The sequence below is a fragment of the Lysinibacillus sp. NPDC097231 genome (assembly GCF_044761885.1).
In the GTDB taxonomy this organism is placed as follows: Bacteria; Bacillota; Bacilli; order Bacillales_A; family Planococcaceae; genus Lysinibacillus.
The window spans coordinates 113851-132059 of sequence record NZ_JBIWDH010000005.1; the positions used below are offsets into that span (position 1 = coordinate 113851).

Here is an 18209-nt window from a genome sequence, read left to right on the forward strand (position 1 = left end):
TACCCATAAACCACTTTTTTTCGATAGTGCACAGTTTATGAGTAGGCCTATTTTATTGTGTTAATTGTAGTAATGAGTAACATTGGCAACTTCAAATGTTCACCTTTGCATTTCTATGTATGAAAATCTCCCAAACTGTTTTATCACTTGTATCAATAGACACTGTTAGAATAAAGCAAAGGAGAAAATATTAATTTATTATAAAACAATATAGAAGCTATGGATTATTTATTAGAATTCTTCTCAAAATGCGAGTATATTTTTATATTATAAATATTAGTATATTTAAAGCTAAAAGAGCTGCTTAAAAGTATTTACCTCGCAATGGATGAAATCTTTTATACTTTTATTAAAGTCAGTAGTGTTATATGTTTAATTATGAAATGGAAGGGATGCGATTTTGTTATGGGTTTAAATGATTGGCTAAATGAAAAGGTACCAGAAATTACGAGTGCGTTAAACGATATTAATCGGCAATATGTTGATATTGAAAATTCAATTGGCTTTGTAGGGCGTAATCAAATTTACAAAATTTTAGATAATTTTCATGAAGTCCTGTTTCCTGGCATTCATACTGCTCCACCGATTGATAATACACGTATCAATATTATAAGTAGTAATAAATTGCGTGAAACGGCATTAGATTTACGAGATATTATTGAAAAAGTATTAATTTACAATATGGAATATAGCAAATCAGAAAACTGCACTTGCCAAGAGGATGCGGACCGTATTGTGATGAATTTAATTTCGCAATTTCCGAAAATCCGAAAAATTTTGCAAACGGATATTCAGGCGGCATACACTGGGGACCCTGCTGCACTTTCTACAGAAGAAATTTTATTAAGCTATCCATCAATCGTTGCAGTATATATACATCGCATTGCACATGAACTATATGAAATGGGCGTACCGATTGTGCCACGTATTATGTCAGAGTATGCGCACAGTTTAACAGGAATCGATATTCACCCAGGTGCGACGATTGGTGAATCATTCTTTATCGACCACGGTACAGGCGTTGTTATTGGTGAAACATGTATAATCGGCAATAACGTGAAAATATATCAAAGTGTAACGTTGGGGGCATTAAGCTTCCCTCTAGATGAAAATGGTAATCCAATTAAAGGGATTAAACGTCATCCGAATATTGAGGATAATGTTGTTATTTATGCAGGTGCGACAATCCTAGGTGGCGAGACAACGATTGGTCACGATTCAGTTTTAGGCAGTAACATTTGGCTAATGAATTCAATCCCACCATATTCTCGTGTTTATAACTCTCCCCCATCACCAAATATTAGTAGCAGTAAATCGAAAAATAAATAAAGGTTTTCAAATTGAGGTTAATATCTTATAAGTTACCCTTCGCTGATGATGAACCATCTAAAGGACACTGTAGAGGCATTTTTACAGTGTCTTTTAGTTTCCTCCATAATTATTATTCGGCGAATGGTTTCTTACACCCTATGAGGTCACAGTTGAACATGGAAACTCTAGAATTTCGCTATATGGATTAAGACATACTCATGCAGCCATCCTATTAAATAATCGGCAAAATGTGTTCACAATCACAGAACATGATTTGAACACAGCCAGATCATGAAAGAATCGGTAGAGTCTTAGCAAGTTGGGGTTAAAAAGTCTCCGAAAACATTGCTATAACAAGATTCCCCAGCCACATTATGCTATACTATTTCTATTATCGAAATATTTGAAAAGAGGGATACTAGATGGTAAATCTACAGCAATTAGATGCTTATTTTACTGAACACCGTGAAAAACATTTAGATGAATTAAAGGAATTTTTACGTATTCCAAGTATTAGTTCTTTATCTGAGCATAAAGGAGATATCCAAAATGCTGCCGAGTGGTTAACCAACGCTTTTCAAAAATTAAATCTTGAAAACATCTCCATTACTCAAACTGCCGGTCACCCAGTGGTTTATGCTGATTGGTTACATGCAGAAGACAAACCTACAATTCTGTTTTATGGTCATTATGATGTACAACCTGTTGATCCATTAAATTTATGGGAGAGCGAGCCTTTCAACCCTACAGTCCGTGATAACAAATTGTTTGCTCGTGGTGCTAGTGATGATAAAGGACAAGTGTTTATGCACTTAAAAATGATTGAAGCACTTTTTGCGACAACCGGTACTTTACCTGTGAATGTGAAATTTATCTATGAAGGTGAAGAAGAGATTGGCAGTCCTAACCTTCCTGCCTATGTTGAGAAACATAAAGAAAAATTAGCAGCAGACTTAATTTTGATTTCTGATACAGGTCTATATGGTCCTGGTAAGCCCGCTGTATGCTATGGTTTACGTGGCTTAACAGGTGTTCAAATTGATGTTCGCGGTGCAAAAGGTGATCTTCACTCAGGTCTTTACGGCGGTGGTGTACAAAACGCTATCCATGCATTAGCTGAAATTTTAGCATCCTTCCGTGATGAGCATGGCACAATTCAAGTTGAGGGTTTTTATGACAAAGTATTACCGTTAACTGAAGAAGAACGTGAAGCATACCAAGCTCTTGGTTTCGATGAAGAATCGGTGAAGGATGAAGTTGGTGTGAAGGAATTATTCGGTGAAGCTGGATATTCTTATTTAGAGCGTACCTGGGCACGTCCGACCTTAGAAGTAAATGGTGTGTTTGGTGGCTTCTCTGGTGAAGGCATTAAAACGGTGCTGCCTGCTGAGGCTGGCGCAAAAATCACATGCCGTCTTGTTCCAAACCAAGAGCCAAATGAAATTGTCGCACTATTAAAGGCGCATATCGAAAAACATAAGCCAACTGGCGTTGAAGTGACAATCTCTGAATTCGATAAAGGTCGTCCATTTTTAACACCATTTGATCATCCATTTATTCAAGCTGCTGGTCGCTCATATGAAAAGGTATATAACGTACCAACTGCTTACACACGTGGAGGAGGATCAATCCCTATCGTGGCTTCCTTTGATGATATTTTAGGATTGCCTGTTGTTCTAATGGGCTTTGGTTTATCAAGTGAAAACTTCCATGCACCAAATGAACACTTCCATTTAGAAAACTTCGATAAAGGGCTTCGCGTTTTAAGTGATTATTTATTTGAGATCGCTGAATTATAAAAGTAATTTCAACTTCTTTCAGCGGATGTCCAAACATCTGTACCTGTCGCTACGCTTTCGGTACAAAAGACATCCGCTGAAATAGAGGAACTCAGTCTAAAAACGCCACGTCCTGTGACAATTTATCTGTGCGAAAGCGAAGCGACAGCAACACGGTTTTTTCTGTGCGAAAGCGAAGCGACAGCAACAACAACAGCAACAACACACGACTGAGTGACCAACATCTTGTTGGCCTAAAGCCCTCCGCCGATACAAATTAATAAATCCCCTCGCTCATTTTAACGAGGGGATTTTACTATGTTATTCTCCAAAAATGGTTACAACATCTGCTGATTTTTTACGTTCTCTACCTTTTGGTACTTCATCAAAATAACCGACTTGTAGCATTGCGATAACACGTTCGCCTGGCTGAACCTTTAAGGCTTCGCGGAATTTTGGATTATCTAAAAAAGCAGGAGTTTTCCAGCATGAACCGATTCCTCTATCCCATGCTAGCAATTGAATATTTTGAATAAAAATACTTGCTGCTGCGTAATCCTCTAAACGTTCTTTTTGTCGTGCATCCTCTGGAACAATAACAAATGCATAGCCACCTGGTAATGTAAATTTCGTCATTTGCTTCGCTAAATCTTCGCTCGAAAGCTCTTGCCATTTCGGTATAGCTAAATCACGTAATAAATTATGAAGTGCAAATAACTCCTTACCACATGCAACTACTAAACGCCAAGGCTCTCTATTACCGTGATTCGGTGCCCATACTGCATCGTCGATAATGGCCATTAAATCTTCACGATCTACAGGTTGACCATTAAACTTTTTAATCGAACGACGCTGAATGATTGCATCCTTAACAGACAAAAATTGTTCGCTCATATACTCATATCTCCTTCTATAGCAATACAACATATTAGAATTAATATCTTCTACCCTTCACATTATCACAAAATGATGAGCTTTAAAACTGCTATCTTTCTAAGCAAAACTATCATCTATATGGTAGAAATAATAAGTCATACTTGGCGTATAGGCTGTTGAATCTTCATAAAAATATGGTCGATTAATACTATCTGAAGTATGTGCATTAACATATGGAATCCCATTCTGAATACTAGTCACAATTACCGAATGATCAATCCTCCCATCACCTTGGAAATCGTAAAAAATAATATCTCCAAGATCCAATTCCTCTGCAGATTGTACACGCCTACCCTTCAAACCGGTTTTAGAGCTATCTATATACCATCTTAGGGAATGTGCAACAGACCAGCTAAAGCTCCAATTGCCCTGTTGTATCCACCAACCGTTCCCTCTGTTTGGAGCCCCCCTCATGGGTGCCCCCCCAGCTAGTAAACATTGAGATATATAACTCGTACAATCAACAGTAAAGTTCGGAAATGCTGGATTACGCCTGTTCCACCACAAATTCGCATATTTTACGGCGGCCTGCCTGTTATACATTTTTGCCACGCTTCTCCTCCTTATGTTCATCATATGTACATATAGGCATTTCTATTAGTTAGGTCCTTATTCGTAAAATTGCTGAAAGCGGCCTCATCCAGCACTATATTTTCCAATTTTAAGATAGTTTTTGCTACAATAAGGTTAACAGTAGTATAGATTTTTATTTTACGACCAGAAGGGATGTTGAATGTGAAGCAGCATGCTGAGAAAGAAATTTTACAACCTACTCTTTTATGCGATAAAAAAGGTAACTTAAATCCAGCTGCCATCGGATTTGCACGCAAACCTCTTATAAACAGCAATTTAAGCGGCCATATTATGCGCAAAAAGAAATGGAATTATTGGTGTGTCTATGGTGATGAGATCTTATTTTCTGCTACGATTAGCCACCTAGACTATGCAGCGGTCTGCTTCGTCTATTTCCTTGAATATGAAACACAGCGCTACTTTGAAAAAACAATTACAATACCATTGGGTGGCAAACTAAAAATGCCTACACAGGTGCTAGAATCAGTATCATTTAAAAACAGTGAAATGATGATTGATATGACCTATATACAAAATGAAACACATCTATCAGTTTCAATCCCAAACTTCGATGGAGATGCTTTACGCGCGAAGCTTATCATTCAGCATCCACCTACAGATGAGTCACTGAATGTAGTCATTCCCTGGAACCGTAAAACATTCCAATTTACAGGCAAGCATCATATACTTCCCACTTCTGGAGTTGTAACAATTGGTACTCGCCGCTTTACATTTTCACCCGAGGAAAACTTTGCTGTATTAGATTATGGTCGCGGAGTTTGGCCACGTGAAGCTACATGGAATTGGGGAATGGCCTCGCAGAGAGTTCGGGGTAGACGGATTGGACTCAATTTAGGTGGTAAGTGGACAGACGGAACTGGAATGACAGAGAATGCTGTTTTCGTTGATGGTAAAATGACCAAAATACACGAGGATTTACTGTTCCATTATGATAGAGAGGACTTTATGCAAAGGTGGAAAGTTAAAACTAAATTTTCTAACCAAGTTTCATTAACATTCTCCCCGTTTTTCGAGCGAATTGCTGAAACAAATGCAGGACTCGTAAAATCTGAAGTACATCAGATGTTTGGCTACTACGACGGCTCTGTTTTACTAGACAATGGTGAAACACTTATCATTCAGCAAATGCTAGGTTGTATCGAAGAACATCTTGCGAAATGGTAAGGATAGAATACCTATTTTAGTACAAAAATAGAAGCAAACAATATCATTAACTTTACAAAAGTAAAAGTCTCTAAAAACTAAATATCAAATATTACTAGGATCTAACGCACGGACAATCAGCTATTCCCCGCGTGTTAGATTCTTGGCAGTTATCAGTCCCCTATTAAGAATCTTTCTTACTCCATAGCCAATGCAGATTTGATCTTCTCTGGATCATCTGTAAATATTGCCTGTATACCAAGCTGCTGTAATTGATATGCATACTCGATGTTATTGACTGTGTATACACGTACAATTGCACCTTCTTGCAAAGCTTTTCCGACAGATTTTCGAAACGCTGTAGGCAAGCTTACATGTATCGCATTTGCAGGAATTCGAGACGTATAACCATTAAAATCAACTAAAATTTCCGCAAATAGAGCCGCCTTTTCAATGTACGGAGCTATTTGTGAAACGATTTGAATTGACTCATGATTAAAGGAAGAGATAATTACTCTTTCTGTCATTTGATATGCGGCTACTTCCTTAATCACTAATGCTTCAATTCCGTCATACGGAAATACATCTGTTTTGAGCTCAATATTAATACGATGATTTGTACCTATAAACAACTCTAATATTTCACCTAGAGTTGGAAGGCCTTCACCTTCAAATTCCGTAGAAAACCATGAACCAAAATCAAATGTACGTAGCTCTTGCAGTGTATAGTCCTTTACATAGCCAGAGCCGTTAGATGTTCGATCGATCGTTTCATCATGAATAACCACTAACTCCCCATCCGCAGTTAAGTGAACATCCAGTTCAATACCCGTAACAGGCAATTTTGATGCAGCCTTAAAAGCAGCAATAGTATTTTCAGGATAATGGGCAGAAACACCCCTATGTGCAAAAATATCCAAATCATAACCCCCTTTTATTCCACATTACCAGCCAGTAATACAATAAAACATGCATCCCTTAATAGAGAATGAGTATAGGAAATTGAGTTTCACTGTATCTTGAACTAAGAGTAACACAATCAGCCTATTACGCTTTCACTTGATGGTAAATATTTTATATAGTAGTATGAGAATCTACTTGAAATTGTAAGTACTTAGGAGGTGCTAAAAAATGACTGTACAACATCCAGATTTTCAGGATGAAGTGGAACGGCTAGCTTACACGAAAAATTATATGCAGCAGATTTTAAATGAATCGCAAAGAGATTTACGATCAGCTCAGGAAAATATTCGTAAGTCGATGGCAGACCTTGATTATTTAGATTCTAGTTTGAGCTATTTAAATATCTTAACAAATGCTCGATTCTTTGAAATGGCTCGTCACCAAAAAGAAGGTTTGGAGGCAGTTCAAAAAAAGCCTTATTTTGCGCGAATCCATTTTCAAAAGACTGGAGATCCTGAAGAATTTCTTTATATCGGTAAAACTTCTTTGTTCCATCGAGAGACTCATGAGCCTATTATTGTTGATTGGCGTTCACCCGTAGCAAATGTCTATTATGATGGTCGCCTAGGTGATATGGAATATGATGTTCGTGGGGAAATTCACAAAGGACATTTATTTGCCAAGCGACAATATAAAATCAAGGATGGTGAATTGCTCGATATTCGTGATATAGATCTAACGACAAATGATGAATTGCTTCAAGAGGCGTTAGCGGGCAAGGCAGATGTTCGTTTAACAGAAATCGTCTCAACCATTCAACAGGAGCAAAATGAAATTATTCGCGCACATCTTCGTCAGCCTATTATTGTACAGGGAGCTGCTGGTAGCGGAAAAACAACGATTGCACTCCACCGTATTTCATACTTCCTCTATACAATGGGCGAGCATTTTAACCCTGAGCAGCTCATGATTTTAGCACCGAATAAGTTATTTATCGATTATATTGGTGATGTTTTACCAGAGCTTGGAGTCGAGAAAATTTGCCAGACAACCTTTACCGATTATGTGTTAGCTGCGACTAAGCTGAAACTCAAACTTCAGAACCCTAATGATCAGTTAGAATCACTTGTTGCAGGAGGAACTCGACAGGAAACAACCTGGATATCCGAAATGAAAGGTTCACTTTTTTATCGTGATGTTATAGAACGATACTTTCTAAAGATAGAGCAGGAAATCGCCAACCAATTCGAGGATGTTTTCATCGAAAAATATTGCATTATGAGAGCATCCCATTTAAAGAAACTATTTTTATATGAATTTTCTTATATGCCCATCGAAAAACGACTCGCACATATTAAAAAGGTTCTAGCAAGTCATGTTCGTCAAAAGAAACAAGCTGTCTTAAATACGCTGAATCAAAAATATGATGTGGCGATTGGCAAAGCATTAGATGGTATTCGGCAGGATGAAAAACGCCGTCGCATCGTCACAAAATTTATCGATGAACGGGACGAACGAATTCCTGCTATTGAGAAAGAGGCAAAATCCACAGCGTCTGTTTATATGCGCCGCTTTTCCAAACATAATATAAAGACTCTTTATCGTACCCTATTAACCAATGCTGAGCTTTTAGCAGAGCTTGCACCTGAGTGGCATTATCTTGAACAACAGCAATTTTTACAAGCACATGTTAAAGAACGATGGGCGCTTGAGGATTTAGCTGCACTTTATTATTTACAAGCTCGTATAAAGGGCATTCCAGATGAATGGAAAATGCGAGTTGTCTTCATCGATGAAGTACAGGACTATAGTTTATTCCAGCTTGCTGCTTTAAAGACAGGTCTTGAAACAGATATGTTTACTATGGTTGGTGATTTAGCCCAAGGCATTCACAGCTATCGTTCCCTTACTGCCTGGGAGCCTGTCCAAAATTTATTTCCTCGTGCAAGCTTCCGAACACTGCAAAAAAGCTATCGAACAACAATTGAAATCATGGAGGTCGCTAACAAGGTCTTAGCACAAATGGATGAACAACTACCATTAGTAGAGCCTGTGGTTCGTCATGGTAATACGCCAACTTTTGTCCAAGCAGAAGCATTTGATGCCCAGCAAATTAAAGAAATTTTTGAAGCCATTCGAGACAATGGACATTATTCCATCGCTTTAATTTGTAAAACTACGGCGGAGGCAATAACAATGCATCAAGCATTTAAAGACAATAAAATTGCTTCTCAGCTCCTAACTGAAAATGAGTCCATTAATCAGGAATTATTGCTCGTTGTTCCAAGTCATTTAGCAAAAGGTCTTGAATTTGATGCAGTCATCGTAGCTGCATTCGATACACCTTTCTATGATACGAAGATTGATCGCAAGCTACTTTATGTAGCACTTACTCGAGCCATGCATGAGCTATATTTAATCGGCCCAACAAGGAATACTTTTCTACTAGAAAATGGACAATTGTAACAATAAAAAAGTCGCTAATAGGGCGACTTTTTTTATTAGCATTGAACTTTTACTACTCTTTTATCAATTTCGAGGCGGTATACGGTAAAACCTCCCTCTGGATAAATACGCTTTAACAACTTTCCACCATGACCTTGGTGCTTCCTTTGGAGGAGACTTCTTTTTAGGTAGTGCAGGCATACGCATGATAACGACTCCTTTCATAGGCTTACTAATACTTATGACAATAGTTACAAATCTATGATAAAAAAGCTCATCATCATAACGTAACAACATACCTTAGAAAGCCCCTGTTCACTTTTGATGAGGCCATTGTAGAACCAAATAAACAGGGTGAGCAGCGATCATCACTACTCACCCTATTTTTAGTTTTTCACGAAATAATCTATTTGCTGTGCTTTCATAAAGCCTGCCTTCTCATAAACAGAAAGCGCCTTTCTATTTTCAATTTCTACATCAAGCATAACAATTTTTGCTCCAATTTTACTAGCATAATCCTTGGAAAAGGATAGCATAGCTGTACCAATTCCTTGCCCCTCATAATGTGGATGAACCGCTAATGCTGTCACCCATTGAATTTCATTTTCCTGAGCTGTCGTCACAGTTCCAACAATTTTACCATCTTTACGTGCTAACCATAGCTTTCTTCCATTTGTTGACGTATTAAAAGATATTAACTCCTCAGACTCTTCTGGCTGATCTCCAAACGCTGCACCATAGATTGCAATCAGTTCTGCATGTTCACCAGCATATGGTGCAATCTCGATATCATCCCTTAGCTCTACCGACTCTGCTCTTGTTTCTAAAGTTGCTTCTGAAAAGCTATATGTAAAGCCCTTATTTTCAATAAACGTGTGTCCACAAGGTGATCCATCTATAACTACCGCCAATTGTCCCTCCGCTCCACGCTCTTCAAGTCCAGCCTGTAGAGCTTCGACTAAAGCGGTTCCAATTCCTTTTTGACGATACGCAGGCGTTACAACTAGAGACCATTCATATGTATGAAGTCCCATTAAATCTATAGCACTTGCCGCTCCTACTAATACATCTTTGTCATCTTCATAAGCAAGAACCATAAAACCCTTCGACTCAAAAGAGCCTGCCATAGGTACACTCATAACTGTCTCATATACACGATAATCATGTATAGTTGCTTCTTCACACAATAAATTTAATTCTTTTAATGTTTCTCCATCTAACGGGAAAGACACTGTCATCACTGAAATATTCATCGTTTACTCCGTTCCTGTATCTGACTATTGCCCTATTGTAGCAAGAAAGAAAATGAGCTGGCAACAAATTATATTAGTTACTTCTAATTATCAGCAATTTTACTTCAAATATAGTGAAAATAAAAGGATTTATACAATCATCTCGGCTAAAGTGACTGAAAATTACTAGAATTACAGATAGAAATCATCGTACTAAGAGCTCATTCGTAATGAATAAATCTCCATCTTCAATGATTATACCATTTATACAAATAAATTACATTTGTAGTTGTGAGATAAGGACTTTTAATCGAACTAATACACATAAGAAAGAGCTATCTGAAAGCATTGTGAAGTCGCTCTTTCCCATGTTTCTGTAATATGTTGATTTTTATGCGTTACTTTTACCCTACTCATTAAGATGATGAGATGAAGATTGTAACATCTGCGCATAGACTCCGCCAGATTCAATTAACTTCTGTTGAGGCCCAGCTTCAACTAATTCACCCTTGTGCATAACAAGCACAATATCGGCATTATGCACTGTATTTAATCGATGGGCAATAACGAAGCTTGTGCGTCCCTGCATTAATGTGTCGAGTGCTTCTTGAATTGCCAGCTCAGTAACAGTATCGATGCTGCTTGTCGCCTCATCAAGCAATAAAATTTTTGGATCAGCAATCAATGCTCTAGCAATTGATAGTAATTGCTTTTGCCCCTGTGAAATTTCACGTCCATCCGCTGCAAGAACTGTGTCGTAGCCATCCTTCAGCTTCATGATAAAATCATGTGCATTCGCTCGCTTTGCTGCTTGTTCTATCTCTTCATCACTAGCATCTAATCGACCATACCGAATATTATCACGTACAGACGCTTCAAACAAAAATGGATCCTGTAACACAAAGGCCATTTGCGAACGCAATGCTAGTCGTTCTATTTGCTGAACGTTTACACCATCAAATAAAACTTCACCCTTTGTTACCTCATAAAATCTTGCAAGAAGCTGTAAGATAGTTGTTTTTCCTGCCCCAGTTGCTCCAACAAGAGCCACTGTTTGCCCAGGCTCCACTTTAAAATTAACATCCTTTAAAGTGTAAGCATCTTCCTCTTGCTCATATTTAAAGTACACATGTTGAAAGCTTACTTGTCCTAATAGTTTATGCTTCTGTGCTGAGACAGTCTCTTCTTCGGGATGTTCATCCAGTAACGCAAATACCCGTTCAGCACCAGCAATAGCTGATAATACTGTATTAAATTGATTGGCTAAATCATTTAATGGGCGTGTAAACTGCCGTGCGTACTCTGTGAAAATAACAATTACCCCTATCGACACATGGCCATAAAAAGCAAGTATGCCTCCAATACCAACCACGATTGTAAAGCTCATATTGTTTAAAAAGTTCATGACCTTCGGAATATAGCCAGAATAAGTCTGTGCCCAAAAGCCGGTACTTCTCAATCGCAAGCTTTTTTCACGAAACTCAGCTTTCATTCTTTCCTCTTGTGAGAATGCCTTAACAATCCGCTGACCTGAAATCGTTTCTTCTATCATGCCATTAAGCGCACCTATGGCCGCCTGCTGCTCTTTAAACAAGGGTGCTGTTCTCCGTGTGATCCAACGCATTGCCCAAAACATAATCGGAATAATTGTCATCGTTAGTACTGTTAGTAAAGGGCTTAGACTTAGCATGATGATAACTGTTCCCGAAAGCGTTATGACACTAGAAAATACCTGGATAAAAGAGCTGTTTAATGTTGAGCTAACTGCTTCAATATCATTCGTCATCCGACTCATTAATTCTCCATGCTGACGACGATCAAAAAAAGCGATAGGTAGTCTTTGAAAATGGATAAATACACTCTTCCGTAATCTATAAATTGTTTGCTGAGCAATACCAATCATCCAATAGTTTTGTAAAAATAACGATACTGCTAATAGAGCATAAATGCTGATTAACAGCACAATTCCCTTACCTAGACCTGCAAGCTCTCCATGCATGACGTACATGTCAATCATTTTACCGATTAAATAAGGTCCAAGGAGAGCCAAAATGGAACTTGCCATAACAAGTAACAGTACAATAATTAATAGTACACGTTGCTCATCAACAATTTTCCATAATCGTAACAGTGTACTTTTCCAATCTGTTGCACGAGGTCCCTTCTTTTTCTTGATAACCTGCTTCACATCATCTTTCGTCAAAATCGGCTCATAGCCAAAAGGTTTTTGGAAAAATCCCATTATTCCTCTACCTCCTGTTGGGAGATTGCGATTTTTTTATAAAGCTCTGAAGATACTAAAAGCTCTTCATGTGCCCCGTATGCGACTACTTCCCCAGCATCAATTAATAGAATGCGGTCTGCACCTTTGGCTGTACGAATTTTTTGAGTTACAACAAGCATAGTTGCTTTTTCTTCGCTCAATGCATCCCATAATGCCTGCTCCGTTTTAACATCAAGAGCACTTGTACTATCATCTAGCATTAATATATGGCCTTTTCTTAATAGCGCTCTTGCAATAGATAATCTTTGTTTTTGACCGCCAGAAAGATTAACACCCTTCTGTCCTACCCTTGTCTCGTAGCCCTTAGGAAAATCTTCTACAGAAGTGTGGATTTGTGCTTGCATTGTTGCCTGTAGCACTGCATCCATTTCTGCTTGTGCATCTCCCCAACAAACATTATCTGCAATACTGCCCGTAAACAACAATGATTGCTGTGGGACATAGCCAATAATGTCACGTAGTTCTTGCAAATCCCATTGCTGAACATCCTTGCCTTCCACTATTATTTTGCCCTTTGTTACATCGTAGAAGCGAGGAATAAGCTGTAACAGAGTTGATTTCCCCGCACCTGTTGCACCCATAATGGCTAACTTTTCGCCAGATTTCACTCGGAAACTTACATTTGATAATACAGATGCATCTCCTCCTGGATAGGTAAAGCTAACATTGTCAAAAGCTAATTCTCCAAAATTCATGCCATTAGAATTCTCCTCTAAAGATGATGTAAGCTCAATCTCATTTTCAGTAGAAAGTACTTCTGCCATCCGATCTGTTGAGGCTTTGGCACGCGCATAATAAATAATAATAAAGGCAAACATCGAAAACGATCCCGTCATACGCATTGCATAATTGACAATTGCAACTATATCTCCAAGAGGTGTTGTACCAGAAGCTATTTGCTTCGTTCCAAACCACAGTACTGCAAGTAAACTCATATTCATGATGAATAATAGTACAGGCATTATATATTCCATCGTACGTAAAGCTTTTACAGTATCTATTTTTAACCGCGCGGCAACTTCATCGAAACGAGATGCTTCATATGTACCCCTTAAATAAGCCTTTACCAATCGAATAGCTTGCAAATTCTCCTGTAGGACTCTATTTAAACGATCTATTCTTTTTTGTACAAGTCCAAAATAAGACACACCTTTTGTTACCATAAAAATAAGAAAAATAAAAATGAACGGTGCACCGATGACTAGAAACAATGCTAGCTTTGCATTAACAACAAAAGCCATTACGATACTGCCAATGACGGCAAGTGGTGCCCGAAGCATAATACGCAAACTCATAAACAATACTGTCTGTACCTGTGTCACATCATTCGTTAACCTTGTAATTAGTGAAGCTGTTGAAAATTTTTGATAAGTAACTAATGTAAAGGATTGAATTTTTTCAAACATTGCATTTCGTAAATCATAGGAAAAGCTTTGTGCTGTATGTGATGAAAAATATGAATTAACCACACCAGCTACAAATGCTACGAAGGATAAAACTAGCAATACAGCTCCCCATTGCAAAATCATCTCTTCGTTTTGAGCTCGTACTCCATCATCTATGATTTTTGCCATTATAAGTGGCTGAACAAGCTCAACAAATAATTCCAACAGCATTAAACATAGTGCAAAAATCGCAGTCCATTTATAAGGCTTTACATAGGAAAAAACTTCTTTCATATTCTTTCCCCCTTGTCCCAAAAAATTTTCAAAAAAAAAACATAGTTAAATATACCTTAACAGATAGTATTTTTATGCTTTTTCTCCAGCTACCGAAAGCCATGTTACACAAACAAGCATAATGAACACTCCTACTAATTGCCAATATCCTAAAGATGTACCGAACACGATAACTGAAATAACCATAGCTGTTAATGGTTCAATACTAGATAAGATACTAGTCTCAACTGCTGTAATATATTTCATACTACTTAAAAACAGTACAAAAGCCACAGTCCCGAAGAATATTAGAGCAGCCAATGAGCCTACAACCTTTAAATCTGTGAAAACAAACCATAAATCTGACTGCCAAACACGACTAACAATTCCTAACGTTACTCCACCTATTAGCATTCCCCAACCGACAACAAGAAGTACACTCCATTCTTTCATCAGACGAGCTGGATACAAAGTATAAAAGGCAAATGTTAAACCAACAGCTACTCCCCATAGCAATGCTTTATTACTAACTAATAAATCATTAAATGAAGCATTCGTTAGTAGGAGGAATAGTCCAATAAGAGTGCCAATAATTCCTAATACTTGATATTTCGGGGGCCATTTCTTTAAACTAAGAGAGACATAAGCAACAACAAATATTGGAGCTAAAAATTGTAATAAGGTCGCCAATACAGCATTACTTTCGTTTATCGCTGCGACGAAAGCAAATTGAACACCTAACATCCCTGCGATTCCGAAAATTATGAGCTGTCTACTCCATAGTTTTTGCTGCCAAATGCCGAAAATATCTTTTCCTGTTAACAATAAATATGTAAGTAAAAATATACCTGCAACCGATAAACGAATTGTTAACATAAAGGAAACTGTCAATGGCGTATAATTGAGTAACCACTCCATCAAAGGACCGGTTGCTCCCCACAACATCGAACCAGAGACGATAAATATTATTCCTTTTAACCGTTTCATACAATCCCCGCTCCTTATATATGTACTAAAAAATGTTATTTTCCTCCAAATCTTTTCTTATGTTTCACTAGAAAAGTCCTATTTTTTTCACCATCAAATATTTACAAATATATTCATAATGACTAATTCCCGATAATTAACTATAATATTAGTATATATAGATTACCCAAGGAGATCGAATAATCATGAGTCTTATGCATAAATCATTTACGATTGATGAACATTATTTAAATTCACTTCCTTTTCCTGCTTTTGTCATAAACCAAGATGGACAAGCCATTATTTGGGGAAAACCAGCTGAACAGCTATTTGGTTTTTCAGCTACTGATATTAAAGGAAATACTACTCCATTCGTACATGAAAATCTACTACGCCAACTTTCACTAGAGACGTTTCAAAATATTTTAAAAAATGATGACAATACGTATATAGATAAAGTTCAAGTAGACACATATACAAATGAAGAGATTACTACGGCGCTACTAGCTAAGCCATTTACTGAACAAGGAGAACGTTTCATTCTTATGATGTTTATGCTACCAGAATTAATGATTAATTCTGTCTCGAATAGCAGTACTCTCGTAGACTTAAAGCATGGGCTAGATTCGACATTTATGACAGTTACCCTCGATCATGATGGTTTTATTTTAGAATGTAATGCTGAATTTCTAAAAACAAGTCAATGGACACCAAAGCGAGTGATCGGCAAAACTTTTTGGCAACTGTTCCCTGATAACGAAGTAAGCGGAAAAATAACAAATACTATCTGGCGTAATTTAAACAACGGCCACACGTGGCAAGGTGAAGTCGAAAAAATAACTAAAACAGGGCAAGCTTATTGGGTACTTCTAACAGCTATCCCGACATTTAACCTTGAAACAAATGAGCAACAATTTATTTTAATCGAAAAGGATATCACCAAGTCCAAAACAATACAACATCAGCTTGAAAAAATCGCTTATATAGATACAGAAACAGGTCTCATGAATGCACATCGACTTGAAAAAGTGATTTCCAGTATGATTGAGGATGACAGACACTTCTCTTTTGTCTATTTAAGTATAGATAAATTTTATACGTTAAAAGAGTTACATGATCAGCAAATCGAACAAAGCCTTATAGTAGAATTTACAAATCGCATAAAAATGTATTTCCAAGATAGTACAATGGCACGTATTAATGAAAATGATTTTGTCGTGATTACACCTTTAAGTGAATGGTTTATTCAGGGCTTCTTGTCTTACCTACAACAGCATCCAATTTATAGCAGTAATATTGCTGTACCTATTTCTATTAGTGGTGGAATTACACGATACCCAGAGGATCAAACAACATTCTCACAACTTATGAAGGCATCTATTGCTACTATTTCAAATGTTCGTGAAGCAGGTGGCGATAAAATTGTCTCTTTATCAAAAGCAACACATAAAGCATTGAATCGTAAAGCTTTAATTGAAAAACGTTTACTTCAGGCTCTTGACCAAAAGAATTTAAAGGTCCTATATCAGCCACAGATCGATGTTTATTCTGATAAAATAACTACAGTAGAAGCATTAGTTCGTTGGGAAGATGAAGTTATAGGAGTTGTCTCGCCAGATGAGCTAATTCCAATTGCTGAGGAAACTGGTCTTATTAATAATATCGGTTCCTTTATGCTAGAAAAAGCTTGCCAACAAGCATTAATCTGGAAAAAATCCGGTTTAGATTTAAAAGTGTCTATTAACTCTTCTGTCCGCGAATTCCGTGATAAAAACATGGCAAAATCGATACTTGAAATGCTAGCAAAAACTGGTTGTCCTGCTAGCCTTATTCAAATTGAGATTACAGAGAAATTTGCACTAGAAGCAGAAGCTGCTACCTTTATTACACAGCAAATGCGTAAGCTTGAAAACGAAGGTATCACCTTTATACTAGATGATTTCGGTATCGGCTATGGATCATTTAGATATATGCAAATTTTACCTATAGATACACTAAAAATCGATAAATCATTTACAAGTTCTTTATTAAAATCTGAAAAAACACAAAAGCTAGTGCACGGCATGGTACAACTCGGTAAATCTATGGAACTTAAAATTGTAGCAGAAGGTGTCGAAGCGTCAGAACAAGCAGACCTTTTAATCACTTATGGCTGTGATGCTATTCAAGGTTATTACATTAGTAAACCAGTTACTCCAGAGGAGATTGAAGCATTGCTTGTTAAATAACAATTTAAATAAGGAGGCCACGTTTATTGAGCGTAGCCTCCTTACATAGTGTTGAAAAACAAAATAGTCAAGGAAATCTTAGTGAATATTTGGCACTTTAAATGTGGTGATTTCCATTCCAGGCTACTCGCTTTCCTGTGGGCGAGCGCCGAGCCGCTTCCTCCGCTCACGCTCCGTGCAGGGTCTCGCCTGTCTCGCTTTCCCACGGGAGTCGAGTAGCCTTCCACTCCAATCAATGATAAGTAGACCTTCTATAAATTTAATGTATGTCAAAAATGAACTTTACTTATTCACCATAAATGGATGGTATAGAATGTTTAGTTTTAAAAGTATTTGTTGCTACTGTCGCTTCGCTTTCGCACAGACAAAACCCTGTTGCAGAGCTATCAATTTATCACCATAAATTAATGCAAGAAGATACACGCTAAGTGCAATAGTTGATTGAAGTGGAGACTGGTCGACTCCTTGGGGATTAGCGTCGCAGATGAGACCCTGGAGCGAGCAACGCGAGTGAAGCGGCTCATCGGACGCCCCCAGGAAAGCGACCAGTCGGAACGGAAATCAACCCCCATTTTTGCTCAAAAGTCATACTTTATTTAACAGGTCACTTTAATTTCATTGACATTATAGTTTTTCAACAACATGTAAGGAGCCACGTTTATTGAACGTAGCCTCCTTATTTTTCTTGCTCTCGGGGAAAAACGTAGCCCTAACACTTCTATCAGTTGACT

Annotated in this window: 12 protein-coding genes; 5 read left to right on the forward strand and 7 right to left on the reverse strand. The window is 37.6% G+C overall.

Annotated elements, in window-relative coordinates; all coding sequences use genetic code 11:
- Nucleotides 1-405 precede the first annotated feature (405 nt).
- Together epsC and ACIQXF_RS05585 are read left to right on the forward strand one after the other, a co-directional pair.
- On the forward strand, nt 406-1329 hold the full coding sequence (epsC, locus tag ACIQXF_RS05580; RefSeq protein ID WP_402780013.1) for a serine O-acetyltransferase EpsC: 924 nt from the start codon (nt 406-408) through the stop codon (nt 1327-1329).
- A gap of 404 nt (nt 1330-1733) precedes the next feature.
- Nucleotides 1734-3110: a dipeptidase gene (locus tag ACIQXF_RS05585; protein ID WP_402780015.1), complete on the forward strand. Its 1377-nt coding sequence runs from the start codon at nt 1734-1736 to the stop codon at nt 3108-3110.
- Nucleotides 3111-3410: 300 nt separating this feature from the next.
- On the opposite strand, the gene ACIQXF_RS05590 is transcribed toward ACIQXF_RS05585, so the two are convergent.
- Nucleotides 3411-3983 carry a nitroreductase family protein gene (locus ACIQXF_RS05590; RefSeq protein ID WP_402780017.1) on the reverse strand — a complete coding sequence of 191 codons (573 nt, stop codon included), beginning with the start codon at nt 3981-3983 and terminating at the stop codon, nt 3411-3413.
- Between the two features lie 99 nt (nt 3984-4082).
- Nucleotides 4083-4577, reverse strand: coding sequence for an amidase domain-containing protein (locus ACIQXF_RS05595; protein WP_402780019.1), 495 nt, complete (start codon nt 4575-4577; stop codon nt 4083-4085).
- A 183-nt stretch (nt 4578-4760) separates the two neighbouring features.
- Here ACIQXF_RS05595 and ACIQXF_RS05600 point away from each other — a divergent pair, with 183 nt between their 5' ends.
- The gene (locus ACIQXF_RS05600) at nt 4761-5783 is read left to right on the forward strand and encodes a DUF2804 domain-containing protein (RefSeq protein ID WP_402780021.1); all 1023 of its coding nucleotides are present in this window, start codon (nt 4761-4763) and stop codon (nt 5781-5783) included.
- Between the two features lie 176 nt (nt 5784-5959).
- On the opposite strand, the gene ACIQXF_RS05605 is transcribed toward ACIQXF_RS05600, so the two are convergent.
- Nucleotides 5960-6682: a glycerophosphodiester phosphodiesterase gene (locus ACIQXF_RS05605; protein ID WP_402780023.1), complete on the reverse strand. Its 723-nt coding sequence runs from the start codon at nt 6680-6682 to the stop codon at nt 5960-5962.
- A gap of 211 nt (nt 6683-6893) precedes the next feature.
- Here ACIQXF_RS05605 and helD point away from each other — a divergent pair, with 211 nt between their 5' ends.
- The gene (gene helD / locus ACIQXF_RS05610; RefSeq protein WP_402780025.1) at nt 6894-9131 is read left to right on the forward strand and encodes an RNA polymerase recycling motor HelD; all 2238 of its coding nucleotides are present in this window, start codon (nt 6894-6896) and stop codon (nt 9129-9131) included.
- Nucleotides 9132-9496: 365 nt separating this feature from the next.
- Here the strand turns inward: helD and ACIQXF_RS05615 are convergent, their stop codons facing one another.
- The 4 genes from ACIQXF_RS05615 to ACIQXF_RS05630 all read right to left on the reverse strand — a co-directional run bounded on the left by ACIQXF_RS05615 (nt 9497) and on the right by ACIQXF_RS05630 (nt 15271).
- A complete protein-coding gene (locus ACIQXF_RS05615; protein WP_402780027.1) occupies nt 9497-10363 on the reverse strand; it encodes a GNAT family N-acetyltransferase in 867 nt (288 codons plus the stop codon).
- Nucleotides 10364-10751: 388 nt separating this feature from the next.
- On the reverse strand, nt 10752-12584 hold the full coding sequence (locus ACIQXF_RS05620; RefSeq protein WP_402780029.1) for an ABC transporter ATP-binding protein: 1833 nt from the start codon (nt 12582-12584) through the stop codon (nt 10752-10754).
- Nucleotides 12584-14305: an ABC transporter ATP-binding protein gene (locus ACIQXF_RS05625; protein WP_402780031.1), complete on the reverse strand. Its 1722-nt coding sequence runs from the start codon at nt 14303-14305 to the stop codon at nt 12584-12586. The genes ACIQXF_RS05620 and ACIQXF_RS05625 overlap by 1 nt, the downstream gene beginning before the upstream one ends.
- A gap of 72 nt (nt 14306-14377) precedes the next feature.
- Nucleotides 14378-15271 (reverse strand): DMT family transporter, encoded by an 894-nt coding sequence (locus tag ACIQXF_RS05630; RefSeq protein WP_402780033.1) that lies wholly within the window; start codon nt 15269-15271, stop codon nt 14378-14380.
- Between the two features lie 185 nt (nt 15272-15456).
- On the opposite strand from ACIQXF_RS05630, the gene ACIQXF_RS05635 reads away from it, so the two are divergent.
- Nucleotides 15457-17478: an EAL domain-containing protein gene (locus ACIQXF_RS05635; protein ID WP_402780035.1), complete on the forward strand. Its 2022-nt coding sequence runs from the start codon at nt 15457-15459 to the stop codon at nt 17476-17478.
- The last annotated feature ends 731 nt before the right edge of the window (nt 17479-18209 follow it).

What these genes read in the sequence shown, in the direction of transcription:
- epsC (WP_402780013.1), top strand. Translation starts at nt 406, where the DNA reads ATGGGTTTAAATGATTGGCTAAATGAAAAGGTACCAGAAATTACGAGT.
- ACIQXF_RS05585 (WP_402780015.1), top strand. Translation starts at nt 1,734, where the DNA reads ATGGTAAATCTACAGCAATTAGATGCTTATTTTACTGAACACCGTGAA.
- ACIQXF_RS05590 (WP_402780017.1), bottom strand. Translation starts at nt 3,983, where the DNA reads ATGAGCGAACAATTTTTGTCTGTTAAGGATGCAATCATTCAGCGTCGT.
- helD (WP_402780025.1), top strand. Translation starts at nt 6,894, where the DNA reads ATGACTGTACAACATCCAGATTTTCAGGATGAAGTGGAACGGCTAGCT.
- ACIQXF_RS05615 (WP_402780027.1), bottom strand. Translation starts at nt 10,363, where the DNA reads ATGAATATTTCAGTGATGACAGTGTCTTTCCCGTTAGATGGAGAAACA.
- ACIQXF_RS05620 (WP_402780029.1), bottom strand. Translation starts at nt 12,584, where the DNA reads ATGGGATTTTTCCAAAAACCTTTTGGCTATGAGCCGATTTTGACGAAA.
- ACIQXF_RS05625 (WP_402780031.1), bottom strand. Translation starts at nt 14,305, where the DNA reads ATGAAAGAAGTTTTTTCCTATGTAAAGCCTTATAAATGGACTGCGATT.
- ACIQXF_RS05630 (WP_402780033.1), bottom strand. Translation starts at nt 15,271, where the DNA reads ATGAAACGGTTAAAAGGAATAATATTTATCGTCTCTGGTTCGATGTTG.
- ACIQXF_RS05635 (WP_402780035.1), top strand. Translation starts at nt 15,457, where the DNA reads ATGAGTCTTATGCATAAATCATTTACGATTGATGAACATTATTTAAAT.